We start from the raw sequence: 13,139 nt of genomic DNA, 5'->3' as shown, positions 1-13,139 counted from the left end.
CCCCCACGCCCGGCGGCCGTGGCAGCGCCCGAGCCGGAGCCCCGCAAGCCGGAGCCCCCCAAGCCGGAGCTCCCGCCGCCCGCGCCCCCACCGGAGCCGGAAGCGTTCGCCGATCTGGGCCTCGACGAGTTCTCGGAGCTGCCCCCGGCGACCAGCGACGCTGACGCCGAAATCGACGCGCTGGTCGGCGGGCTCGAGCCGGAGGCGCCCGAGCACGCGCCCGTGGAGTCGGAGCCCGCGGAGCCGGACACAAGTACGCCCGCCGACGCCGACGAGACCATCGACGCAGGGCAGCTCGGTCCGGAGCCGCTGTGGACCCCCGCCAACTGGGAAGAGGACCGGCCCGCTGCGGTCCACCTGGCGGAGCAAGACGGGCTCGACACCTGGCTCGCTCGTGCAGCCTGGTTCGTGGCGGAGGCCGAGGGCACCGAGGACGCGGGGGCGAAAGCGCGAACGCTGCTGGTCGCGAGCGAGCTCTACGCGATGGCAGGTGACTCGACCCACGCCCGAAGCCTGGCCAACCAGGCCCTGGCGCTCGCACCGACGGCGCCGCTGGTACAGCGCCAGGCCCGGCTCTTGGCGGCGCAAGAACGTGACTTCAAGACCCTCGCCGCGGCGCTCGATACCGAGGCGAAGAGCAGCGCCAACCCGAGCCTACGCGCGCACGCGGTCTACATGGGCGCCGCCGTCGCGCGACTGATCACGAAGGACGCGAACCAAGCCGACCGCCGCCTGGAAGTGCTCCACAAGGTCGATCCGAAGGACGTGAGGCAGCCGGTCATGAAGCTCGCCCGCGAGCTCGGTGCGAGCTCCAAGGCGCCGACGGCGCTGCCCGGCCTCGACGGCGAGCTCGCGGTGCTCGGACGCGCCGTGGCCGATCTGTCGAGCTTGCGCGCCGACACGGAGCCAGCCACCGACACGACGCTCGCGGCGGTACACTTCGAGCGCGCCCGGCGCGCCCTCGCTCGGGGCGACCGGGCGGTTGCCGGCGCCGCGCTCGCCGCGCTCGCCGTGCTCCCCGGCTTCGAGCTCGGCGCCTTGTGGCTCGCGGCTTCGGTGCTCGCGCAGAGCGGCTCCACGCGCCCGCAGGCCATCGAACACCTGCGACGCATCGCCGAGCAGACTCGCTCTCCCGCGGCGCGACGAGCGCTGGCCGCACGCGCGCTCGAGCAAGGCGATCCTTCGGCGCTCTCCGCGCTGCTCGAGGCCGGCGATTCGGAGGACGCCGAGCTGTCCGTGGCGGACCGCGTCGCGCTGGCCGCGCTCACCGGCGGTGGGCGCGCGCTGGTGCAACGCTGGCTCGGAGTCCTCGGTGACGATCCGCGCCTGGCTCCCTTCGCCTCCGCCGCGGCGTCCACCACTCGGCCGCCGGACGCGCCGGCGGAGCTGGTGTGCGGCGACGAGGCCAGCCGCACCTCGATCACGTTGGGACGGGCCTTCGTAGCCGCACACGCCGAGGGCGCCGAGCCGGGCCTCATGCGCGTGGCGCTCGAAGCCTACTCGGTCGCGCACGAAGGCGATCCACTGGTCAACGCGCTGGAAGCGGAGCTGGCGCTCTCCGCTGGCGCGGCGTTCCGCGTGGCACAGGTGGTCTCCAACACGATCGCCGCAGACGACCCGGCTGGTGCGCGGGACCGCCATCTCGGAGCCGGTCTGTTGCACGAGATCGGTCGAGACCCGGACTCCGCCACGCGCGAGTACGCGGCGGCGCTGCGGGAGGACCCGGCGGCGGAGGCTGCGGTGCGCGCGCTGCTCGGCGGCACCTCGCCAGCGAGCTCTGCCGATCTCCTGGTGGGCCTGGCCGAAGCCGTCGGCGACGACGTGCAGAAGGCCTTGCTCCTCACCGAGACCGCGCTGCGCCTGGGCTTCGAGGCCGACGAGCTCCCCTCGCTCCTCGACAGGGCCGCGGAGCTCGCGCCGGCCCTGCCCTTCGCCTACCGCCTGGGCAAGCAGCACGCGCGCAGCCGCGGCGACGGTGAAGCGCTGCTCGCGTGGTTGCGGCGCCGCCGGGCCCGCGCCGAAGACCCCGTCGAGCAGGCGCTCGACGCCGTCCGCGAGGCGCTCTTGGTCGCGGACTCCGACAGCGAGGGCGCGGCTCGACTGCTCGCTGCCGCCAGCGCGGCGCGCCCGGAGGACGTGGCGCTGCGCGAGCTCCACGAGCGGCTGTCCCCGGTCGCCAGCGACTCCCGCGGAAGCTGGCGCGAAGCCGTGGCAGCGTCGCAGGAAGGCGCGGCGAAAGTCCGCCTCTTGCTCGATGCCGCGCTGGAATACGAGCGCGCCGACGACCTCTCGGACGCGGCGCGGGCCGCGCAAGCCGCCGCCGACGCGGGCGACAGTGAGCTTGCCCGGGTGACCGCGGAGCGCCTGGCGGCATACGGGCCGAACGGGGCGGCCCTGGCCGAACGCCTGCTCGCCGAGGCAAAGACGGCCACCGAGCCCGCCGTCAAGCGCGAGCTCTACGAGCGACTGAGCGAGCTCGACCGCGCGCGCGGAGACACCTCGAGCACGCTGCTCTGGCAGAACGCGATCCTGGAGGACGACCCGAAGGCGCTCCGCGCGCTCCGCGCGCTCGAGCACGCCTACTTGGGGAGCGGGCGCACCGAAGAGCTCGAGCCCATCGCGGCGGCCCTGGCCGGGCTGCTCGATCGCAACGAGGCCACGGCTCACGCCATCCTCGCCGCGCGCTTGCGCGTCGCAGCCGGCAACCGTGCCGGCGTGCGCGAGCTGGCGGAGCTGTCGGCATCCCACGAGCCGGCTTCGCTCTGGGCGCTCCGCTGCTTGAGTGTCGCGGCGCGGGAGACCCATGACGACGCGCTCGACCTGCGCGCCGAGAAGGAGCTCTCCGAGCGGGTGGCGCGGGCCATCGACGCAGCGACCCTCGCGCTCCGGGCCGCTGAGGCGGCCATGCGCCTGGGCAAGCTCGAAGAGGCGAAGGCGCTGCTCGATCGCACCGTCGAGCTGGTGCCCGACCACCCGGTGGCCCTGGCCCGTCAAGCCGAGACGCTCGAGGCCCTGGGCGACGCCCGGGGCGCGGCGGAGGCTCTGGAGGCGCTGGCCGCCGCCAGCAAGGTGGAAGCGCACCAGGCGGAGGCCTGGCACCACGCGGCGAGCCTGTGGCTCGACAAGGTGGGGGACGACGAACGTGGGCGGGCGGCGCTCGAAGTCGTGGCCGACCTCGAGCTCACCTACGGCGACACGTTCGCACGACTGCGCGACCTCTACGTCAAGCACGAAGTGCGCGACAAGCTGGCCGAGCTGCTCGAGCGACGCATCGCGCTGACCGACGATCCCGAGGAACGCGTGTCGCTCGAGGTCACCCGCGGGAAGGCGCTGGCGGACATCGGCGACAAGAGCGCAGCCAAGGAGGCCCTGGCGGCGGCGCTCGACGCCAACCCGGACCACGCCGACGCGCTCGACGCGTTCGCCGAGCTGTCCGTCCACGAGGGCGACTGGGAGGGCGCCGAGCAAGCTTGGATTCGGTTGGCGCGCCACTCTACGGAGCCCGAGCGGCAGGCCGAAATCTACCGCAAGCTCGGCGCGCTCTACGACGACCAGATGCCCAACGCTCAGCGAGCAGAGCTGTCGTATCGCGAGGTGCTCAAGCGCTTGCCGAACGACGTCGGCGCGATGGAGAAGCTGGTGCAGGTCTACGGTCGCCTCGGCGACACGCAGAAGGCCCTGGAGCTCCAGACCGACCTGCTCAACCGCGCAGGCACGCCCGAGGAGAAGCGCGATCGCACCATCGAGCTGGCTCGCGTGCAGGAAGAGATCCTGAAGGACCGGCGGAAGGCCGAGGCGACGCTGGACAAGGCGCGCAAGACCTGGCCGCAGGACGGCGCCGTGCTGCGAGGGCTCGCCGAGTTCTACCGGCGTGGGGGCGAGGCGACTGCTCTCAACGTGTTGCTCGATCGCGCCGCCAACGACGCGCGCCGCGCGCTCGGCACGGGGCGCTTCGACGCCTCGCTGTTCGAGTCCCTCGCAACCGTGGCGGAGCTGCGGGGTGGGACGGACGCCGCGCGGGTGGCGAACGCCACGCTCGGAGCGCTGACCGGAAAGGAGCCCGCGCTCGACGGCGCGGGTCTGGCGGCGGGCGACGCGCGTCTCGACGATCTGCTCGCGCCGGAGCTGCTGACGCTGCCGCTCAGGGCACTGCTCAAGAAGGTAGGCGACGCGCTGGACGGCGCCTATCCGATGGACCTGCGCTCCATCCGCGCCTCGCCGCTTCCGGCGGAGCACATGGGCGTCGCTCAGCAGATCCAGCAGATGGCGACGGCGTTCGGCATCCACAACGTGGAGGTCTACGTCTCGGCGGCGCTCGGCCCGACCTGCGTTCCGGCGAGCTCGGCCCCGCCGCGCCTGGTCTTCGGATCCGCGCTGCTCGACAAGAGCGCGGACGACGTCGCCCGCACCTTCCTTGTCGTCCGCAGCCTGAAGCTGCTCCAGGCGCGGGCGTCTTCGCTCTCGCGCACCGCACCGATCGACCTCTGGCCCATGGTGGCGGGCATGCTCAGCGCCTTCTCGCCGAGCTGGCAGCCGCCGGGCATCGACGCGAAGAAGGTGGCGGAGCACCAGCAGCGCCTGAAGGCTGCCTTGGTCCGGCAGCTCGACGACGACGTGCCGGTCTTGGCGATGGAAGTCATCGGCTCCATCGGCAACCGCGCCTCGCAGCTCGGAACCGCCGTGAACCAGTGGGGCAACCGCGCCGCGCTTCTGGCCATGGGCTCGCCGTCCGCCGCGTTGCGCGGGATCGCGGTGGGTAGCGGACATCCCGAGGGCCCGCCGGAGGACGCCGGGGAGCGGCTCAAGTGGATCGTCCGCAACCCGGAGGCGCGCGACATCGCCGTGTTCAGCGTGAGCGAGCAGTACGCCGAAGCGCGGCGCCGCCTCGGCCTGGGCGGGTAGCCTCGACTTCGGCAGTCTTGGTCACTCCACCACGAACCGCACGGGCTTGCTCATCCGCCCGTCCGGCGTCTCGACCGTCACGCGGTGCTCGCCCAGGTGGAGCGGCCAGAAGATCGAGTGGGGCGCGGCGCTCGAGCCCACCGGCTTGCCGTCCACCACGAAGCGCACGCGCGCAGCGCCACCGGGGACGCGAGCTCGAAGCAGGATGCCTTGTGCAGCAGGCGAGACCCCGGGGTCGTGCACGAAGCGCGCGCCCTCGAACGGGTAGGCGATGCTGGGCGGGCGGGTCTCGCCCGAGTCCGGCGCGCCTGGGCAGCGAGGTGACCAGCCCTCCGGCCCGAGCGGTCGTCCCGCTCCCCTCGCCCAGCCGAGGTAGGTGTCGGGGTAGCTCTCGAAGAGCTCGAGCTTCGAGCCGCTGCAGCCGGGCCCGGCGCGCAACCCCGTGGCTGGGTCGATGGGGACGGAGACGTGCATCGCGCAGCTCTCCCGTGGCTCGCGCCCCGGAGCGAACCGCTCGCGCACTCGGTGCGGGCAATCCGCGCCGGGCAGGTCGCCGGAGAGCGCGCACACCTCCAGCTGGCGGAGCCCGCTCGAGTCGATCAGCGGCTCGGGCTGACGCTCGCGCATGGCCGCCAGCATCACGTCCCGGAACAGCGGCGCCGCGCCGGTGACGCCGCTCGACCCGGTCATCGGCCGCCCGTCGAAGTTCCCTACCCAGACGCCCACCGTCACCGCGCGGGTGTAGCCGACCGCCCAGTTGTCACGATAGCCCTTGGAGGTCCCGGTCTTCACGGCCACGGGGAACGGGAGCTCGAGCGCGCTTCCTCGCCCGAACGCCGCTGCTCGGGCGTTCGGATCCGAGAGCACGTCCCCGAGCAGCGCCGCGCTCTCGGCGGGCAGCGCGCGTCGCTCCGGGAGCGGCGGCAGCGCGATCTCGGCGCCGCTGGCCAGTCGCGCTCGCTTCACCGCTCTGAGCGGACGGACCAGCCCGCCGCGCGAGAGCGCCGCGTAGGCGTTCACCAGCTCCGCCAGGCTGACCTCGCCGTCGCCGAGCGCGATGGCGGCGCCGTAGTGCTCTGGCGAGCGATCGAGGGAGGAGAAGCCGACGCGCCGGAGCAGGTCGAGGACCCGGGCCGGCCCCGCCTCCTGGGCGACCCAGACCGCGGGCACGTTGTACGAGTTGCCCAGGGCTTCGCGCAAGCGCACCGGTCCGTGGTAGCGGCCGTCGTAGTTCCTGGGCGAGTAGTCGCCTTCCGGCGTGGCCAGGTGCAGCTCCACGTCGGGCAGAAGGCTCGCGACGCCGAGGCCCAGTCGGTCCATGCCCGCGGCGTAGACGAACGGCTTCAGCGTCGAGCCCGGCTGGCGCCGCGCGCGCACGCCGTCGTTCTGCCCCAGGGCCCGGCTGTCGGCGAAGTCCGGGGAGCCCACGTAGGCCAAGATGTCGCCGCTCGAGTTGTCGACGACCAGCACCGACGCGGCTGAGGCGTCGACGGCCGCGAGACGCTCGCGGGTCTGGCGCGTGAGCACGACGACCTCGCGTTGCAGGGCGAGGTCGAGCGTCGTCGCGATCTCGGAGAGCTCCTGCCCCGACAGCTCCGGCACGAGCGCCCCCGAGAGCAGCGCCCGCACGAAGTGCGGGGCCCCGCCCTCGGCCGCGCCCCGGTGCAGCACGATGGGCTCGGCGCGCGCGCGCTCGACCGCGTCCGCCGACGCGAAGCCGCTGTCGAGCATGCGCTCGAGCACGCGGTTGCGGCGGCGCTCGAGGCGCTCGCTACCGCGTCGCGGGTCGTACAGGCTCGGACCACGCGGCAGCGCAGCCAGGGCGGCCGCCTCGGCGAGGCTGAGCTTGTGCGCCGGCTTGTCGAAGTAGAGTCGGCTCGCCGCCTCGATGCCGCGCACGTTGGGGCCGAACTCGACCCTGGAGAGGTACTCTTGGAGGATGCGCTGCTTGTCGAGCTTCGCCTCGACCTTGAGCGCGACAGCCATCTCGGTGAGCTTCCCGCCCAGCGTGCGCGGTCGCCCGGTCACGTTCTTGACCAGCTGCTGCGTGATGGTGCTCGCGCCGGACACGATGCGCCGGTGCCAGAGCGCCTGGCCCAGAGCCCGCGCCATCGCGATCGGATCGATGCCCGGATGCCGGTAGAAGCGCGCGTCCTCGGCCGCCAAGAGCGCCAGGGGCACCTGCGGCGGCAGCGCGTCGAGCGTAACCGGAGCGGACAGGCCTCCCCCGTCGGCGCGCACCTCGCCGAGGAGGCGCCCGTGGGCGTCGTGGAATCGCACGCTGTTCGGCGCGGCGCTCGCTCCCTCACCGAGCCCCGCCGGTAGCGGCGCGAGGAAGGCCGCGACCAAGAGGGTGCAGACGGGCGCCAGCGCGACGCCCGAGAGCGCCCTGAACCACGGCGAGCGCCAGAGGCGCTTCACCTGACCTCCAGGAGCGACGCGGCCGTGCGCCCGAAGGTCTCCGGCGTGTACATCTCCTCCGCCTTGGTGGGCGGCACCACGAATTTCCCCAGCGTCGTGGCGCGAGCCAGGTAGCGGTAGTGGTACATACCCGCCGCCATGTGATCGACGAAGAACAGCACTCGATCGTCGCGCAGCTCGCGCCGGTACCAGCTGTCCAGGAAGGCGCTGCCGTGGGCCACGCGGTCGGCGTACTCGTCGTCGCAGTCGTGGCAATCGGCCGAGCCCTCTTCCTCGCCGGAGTGCGGAACCCTGAGCCAGGCCGCGGTGTTGGCCAGGTTGGCGTCCACTGCCTCGAGCCCTGCCGGCAGCGGGTCGTCGATCACGACGAACTGCCGTGGGCTGGGCGTCACGATCACCACGTCCGCCATCACCAGATCTCCGCCGCCGAGCTTGCCCAGGCTCGCGTCGGGCACGCTCCGCATCGCGTCCGCCAGCGTGTCTGGCGTGACCTTGCGCAGCGTCTTCTGAACGAAGAACCCGCGATCGAGGGGCGCCGACGGCAAGGTGCGACGTGCGTATTTCAGCCGTGCTTCGTAGAACAGCGTGCCGGCGCCTTGCTTCTCGAACACCAGCGTACCGCCTGCGCCGAGCTTACCGGTCGGGATGCGGTGGTCGGCGACCGCCAGAGAGCGCCCGCGCATCTGGGTTCGCGCGAGCTCGTTTCCGCTGAGCCAAATCTTGGCGACGTAGTCCGGCACCACCTTCTCTTCGGAGCGGCGGTACTGGTCCAGGGCCAGGAGCGCGAACGCCGCTTCCTGCGTGCTGCGCCACGCTCCGCCCTTGCGCACGGCGACCAGACCCCGGGCGAGCTTGCTCGCCAGCGGGTGTCCGGACTTCACGGAGACCAGCGCGCGCAGCACCAACGCGCTGGTGCGCGCCGTCGAATCCATGATCACGGCGTAGTCGTCGCCCAGATTCTCGTTCGCGAACGCCATGTTGGCGTCGATGCGCAGCTGACCTTCGATCTCGTTCGTCAGCTTGTCGACCATCTCGCGCTTCTGCTTCGACACGGCGAGCGCGTGGAGCAAGAGCGCCTGACCGAACAGCGGCATCTTCTTGCGGCTCTCGTACAGCCGGCTCATGTAGCCGGTGTCCGGCGCGCCGACCTCCGCCAGAACGTCCACGACGAAGGCAGCGCTGGCCAGCCAGAGCTCGTCCTCGCGCGCTTGCTCCAGGTAGCGGCGGACGTAGCCCCGCGCCTGCTCGAGGGCCCGGGGCGGAACGGCGGCGCCGCGGGCCTTGGCCTGGTGGAGCACCCAGAGCGCGTAGGTGCTTACCCAAGGCGAGCTCTCCGGCGAGTCGGGCCACATGCCGAAGCCGCCGTCGCCCCGCTGGCGCCCCAGGATGTCGGCCACGGTCTTCTCGACGACCGCGCCGACGTTCTTGGGCAGCGGGAAGTTGTAGTCCTTCGCCAGCTCCCTGAGCGGGAGCAGCGGCAAGAGCCGGCTGGTCAGCTGCTCGGTGCAGCCGTAGGGGTACTCGATCAGCTGCTCCACGCCGGCGTCGAGACCGACCAGCGCGCTGCTCGAAACCGAGAGGTCCAACGCGCCGACGTCGCGCCGGATCGCCGTCAGATCGCCGAGCTGCTCACCGCTGGCCTTGTCCGTCTCGCCGTACAGCGCCACGGCCTCCATCACCGTCGGCACCTGCACCTCGCGTTCGACCTCGACGGCGTCGTGCTCGCCCTCGGCCTTGGCGTCGAAGCGGAGCTTCGCGCGACCGGCCTGCTTCGCCAGCATCGGGAAGCGGACCTCCACCGACTGATCGCGCTCGAGCTTCACGATGCGCTGCGACTCGCCGCCGAGCTCGAGCCCGTCGACCCGAGCGCTCACCGTCACGTTCGCGGGGCCGAAGCCCTTCGAGCTGACCACGACGCCGGCCTCGAGCTGATCGCCGGCGCGCACGAAGCGCGGCAGCGCCGGACGCGCCATCAAGCGGCGGCTGGTCACCACCCGCGACTCGCCGTAGCCGTAGCGATCGTCGAGGCTCGTCGCCACCGCCATCAGCCGGTAGGTGGTCAGGCTCTCCGGGATCTGGAAGGCGACCTTGGCGAAGCCCTTGTCGTCGGTGGTCAGGGTCGGGTTGAAGTAGGCGCTCTGGCGGAAGTCACGGCGCGCCGTGCGTCCGCCGCCGCCGTCGCCGCCCTCCTGGCCCTTCTCCAGCCCGAGCACGGCGCCGAGATCCAGGCCGAGCTTGGCCAGCGAGTCGCGGGACTCGACCGTGGCGACCTGCAGCGGGCGCGACGCAGTGAACACCGGCAGCGGATCCGGAGTCTTGTAGCCGATCAGGCTGAGCACACCCTCGTCCACGGCGTACAGGGTCACCTCGGCGCTCTTGGGCTTGCCGGCGGCGTCGCGCACGAACACCTCGACCTCGGCCTTGGCGCCGGGTTTGAGCTCCTTTTCGCGGGGACGCACCTCGACCTTCAGGCGACGCGCCTCCGGGTCGATGACCAGCTCGGCGTAGCCGGCTCGGTACACCGGCGCGCCCACGTCGGGCTTGCCGCGATCGGCGGGCGGCGCCTTCTTGCGGCCGCGGATCAGGTGCACGCTCACGAAGGCGTTGGGCCGGAGGTCGTCGCTGATCGGCACCTCCACCGTGGGCGTGGGACCGACCAGCTTCTTGCGCTCCGACTTGTAGACGCCGGCCCGTTCCACGGTGACCAGCGCCTCGGCCTCGGGGAAGGGCGACTTGACCAGCACGCGCGCAGTGTCACCGACCTTGTAGGCCTTCTTGTTCAGCGACAGCTCGACGTTCATGCGGTCGCTGTCCCTCCAGGTCGCGCCACCGGCGCCGATGCCGAAGAAGCCCTGGGCCGCTTCGACCGGGTTCTTGCGCTCGTCCGTGGCGCGGGCGCGCAGGAGGTAATAGCCCCCTTCCTTCACCTCCAGGGAGCAGCTCACTGGCGCCGCGGCCGTCAGCACCGAGCAGCTGCCCGCGACGCTGTCGACGGGCTTCGACTCGGAGTGATAGCGACCGCCCCCGACGTCCTGACGCGCCAGCGTCCACTTGCGGCGCACGAGCTCGACCGTGACCTTCTTGCCCGGGAGCTTGTCGCCCTTCTCCGAGAAGGCGACCACTCCGGCGCTGACCTGGCCAGGCGCGTTCACGAAGTAATCGTCCAGTTGGCGCAGGCCGACGTAGAACGTGCCCGGGTGCACCACCGCGCTGGTGCTGCCGCCGAGCGACTGGCGCGAGACGTCGGTGACCTCGGCGTCCAGCGTGACCAGCTCCGGCCCGCGTTGACCGGGCATCTTCAGCTCGACCTCGGTGCCGATCTTCCCTTGCGGGTCGAGCTTGCCGGTCTTGTCCGCGAGCTGGGAGGCCCCGCGGTCGGCGTCCTCGGCGTCGGCGAAGTACTCGGCGCCGTCGGTGACGAAGCCCTCGCTGCCCGGCGGGGCGAACCACGTGCGGCTGCGGCTGATGGTGTAGCGCACGCCGGCGCTGCCCATCGGGGCCCCGAACAGGTAATCGCCGCGGGCGACCCAGCGCGCGCGGTCGCCACGCACGTAGGCCGGTCGGTCGCTCTCCGCGCCGACCTTGAACTCCGCCGGCCGGTACTCCGCGACCTCGAAGTACTCGCTGATGCCCCGGTCCTCGCCCAAGCCTTCGACGCGAAGCTGCCAGCTGCCGAGCGCGCCGGTGCGCGGCACCTTCACGCTGGCGTGGAACGTGCCGAACCGGGTCGCGCCGACCTTCTGCCGCGACACCTCTTCGCCGTCCGGAGAGCGCAGTGAGAGCTCGAGCGGCAGGCTCTTCGGGATGGTGTTTCCAGTCGGGACCTCCGTGCGCACGATGCCCTTGACGTGGACTCCGTCGCCAGGTCGATAGATCCCTCGCTCGGTGAACAGCATGCCGTAGCTCTTCTGCTCGCCGGACAGATCCGTGGCCACACCGAAGCGCCACGCATCCAGCTGGTCCGAGGCGTAACGAAACGCCCAGTCGTCCGCGCTCCTGGCCACGATCACGGCGCGCGAGGCCGGCTCGTCCTTGTAGAAGTTCGGCTGGTAGTCGGCGGCGGGGATCAGCGCGATGCCGCGGGCGTCGGCGTCGTAGGTCTTCGCAGGGCTGCCGCGGCGGTGGAGCTCCACCTTGGCGCCGGCCACCGGCGCGCCGTCGGAGAGCCGCGTCACCCAGACCAGCGAGCCGTGCCGCGAGAGCTTGGCGCTGATGGCGAGATCGCTGACCTGGAGCAGGCGCACGTCGCTGCCGATGCGCTCGTGCTCGGGCCGCGTGCCCTTCTTCGCCTCGCGCTCCACCCAGCGGGTGCCTACGGCCATCGGCCCGCGGTGCGCGCCCGGCAGCACGGCGGCCGGATCCACCAGCTCCTTGGCGAGCACGTTCACCGGCGTGTTCGGCCGCACCGTGCGCTGCTTCGCGCCGCCGATCTTGCCGACCGCGGCGAAACGCTGGTCGAGGCGCTCGACGTCCGCCAGCGCCAGGAGATCAGGAGGCGCGAGCGCGGCGGTCACCAGCTCGTATTGCTTCACGTTCACCGAGCCCACGCTCAGGGGCCGGAGGAGCTTGGGCTCGACCACGTCACCGGAGACGCCGATCTCGACGGTGGGCCACAGGTCGTCGACGACGATCTTCTCGACGTAGGCCTTGCCCATGCGCTGGCCGTACCGATCGGTCAGATCGCCGCTCACGCGCAGCGTGTAGGTCGCGCCGGGGCGCAGCTTGGCGGAGAGGCTCGAGTAGGTGGTCTCGGAGTCGTCGTCGCGCCAGGTCTCCCATTCGACCCCCGCCGCGGGGGTCAAGCTCACGGCGCGCTTCAGATCCTTGACCTTCACGGCGTTCGTCAGCTCCAGGCTCAGGCCCGAGCCGGCCATGCAGTGTGCGTTCGGCGTGTCGCGGTTGCAGGTCACGCGCTCCACCGCCAGCGGCCCATAGGTCTCGAAGCTGACGGTCTCGGAGCTCCCGGCGGGCAGCGGCCCTTCTTCTCCGACCAGGTTCTCGCCGATGCTGAACGCGAGCTGCGAGTGGATCGGCAGCGGGCTCCCGGGCGTCACCAGCAGGCGCTTGGGCTGCTGCGGGTCCGGGCGCTTGACACTGAAGGGCAGCGTGCGGGACTTGCCGCCGCTGGTCGCGGTGAGCGTGCTGACCCGCCCGAGCACGTCGGGGTCGATGGGCTGGTTGAAGCGCAGCTCGAGCGTCGTCTTGGGCTCCATCCCGCGGGCGCCGCTCGACGGCGTCGAACGCACCAGTCGCGGCGGAGGGGTCGTGAGCGCGAAGCGATGCGCTTGCCCCAAGCTCTGCCCGTCCACGGAGCGCGTGCTCGCGGGGACCTCCACGCGGATCCGCGTGGCGCCGGGCAAGCGCCCGGAGGCAGGCACGAACACCAGCGCGCGGGTGCCGACCCACTGCCAGCGTCCGTCGATCTTCGGCGTGAGCTGAATGGGCGGCGGCGCCTCGTTGCCCGCCAGGTCGAGGGCCCGGAGCGGTCGGCTGAAGACCACGCTGAGCTCCGCCCCGATGGTGGCTTCGCCTTCGGGCCCGGAGAACACGACCCGGAACGGACCATCTTCGGCGCGCCCGCCCTCGCCGGCGCCGAGCGACAGCGTGCGCGAGGGGGAGACGACGGGCATCGTGGCCCCGCCGGGGACGCACGCGACCGCCACCAGCAAGAGCGCGACGAACAGCGGGCGCAGCCGCCGCTTGGAACGAGCAGTTCGCATCCGAAACCTTCCTCCGGTCGCCTGTCAGCAACAGGCGTGCCCGGGCTATAACCCGGCTTTCCCTCGGCAGGCGGTCGGGAGCCGCGATCCAGCGTG

The 13,139-nt window shown here is 72.2% G+C and carries 3 protein-coding genes; 1 reads left to right on the top strand and 2 read right to left on the bottom strand.

Annotation, left to right across the window (positions count from 1 at the left end):
- Positions 1-4,902: hypothetical protein (locus HS104_41985; protein MBE7486531.1), on the top strand; the 4,902-nt coding region annotated here is incomplete at its 5' end.
- Between the two features lie 21 nt (positions 4,903-4,923).
- Here HS104_41985 and pbpC read toward each other — a convergent pair.
- Both pbpC and HS104_41975 read right to left on the bottom strand, forming a co-directional pair.
- A complete protein-coding gene (gene pbpC, locus HS104_41980; protein ID MBE7486530.1) occupies positions 4,924-7,323 on the bottom strand; it encodes a penicillin-binding protein 1C in 2,400 nt (799 codons plus the stop codon).
- Positions 7,320-13,043: an Ig-like domain-containing protein gene (locus tag HS104_41975; GenBank protein ID MBE7486529.1), complete on the bottom strand. Its 5,724-nt coding sequence runs from the start codon at positions 13,041-13,043 to the stop codon at positions 7,320-7,322. The genes pbpC and HS104_41975 overlap by 4 nt, the downstream gene beginning before the upstream one ends.
- Positions 13,044-13,139: the final 96 nt, after the last annotated feature.

Source organism: Polyangiaceae bacterium (assembly GCA_015075635.1).
Lineage (GTDB): Bacteria > Myxococcota_A > Polyangia > Polyangiales > Polyangiaceae > JADJKB01.
The sequence above is the reverse complement of the archived record's forward strand: the minus strand, read 5'-3'. Positions and strand labels throughout refer to the sequence as shown.

Excerpts from the sequence above, each read along its gene's own strand:
- HS104_41975 (MBE7486529.1), bottom strand. The coding sequence starts at position 13,043 with ATGCGAACTGCTCGTTCCAAGCGGCGGCTGCGCCCGCTGTTCGTCGCG.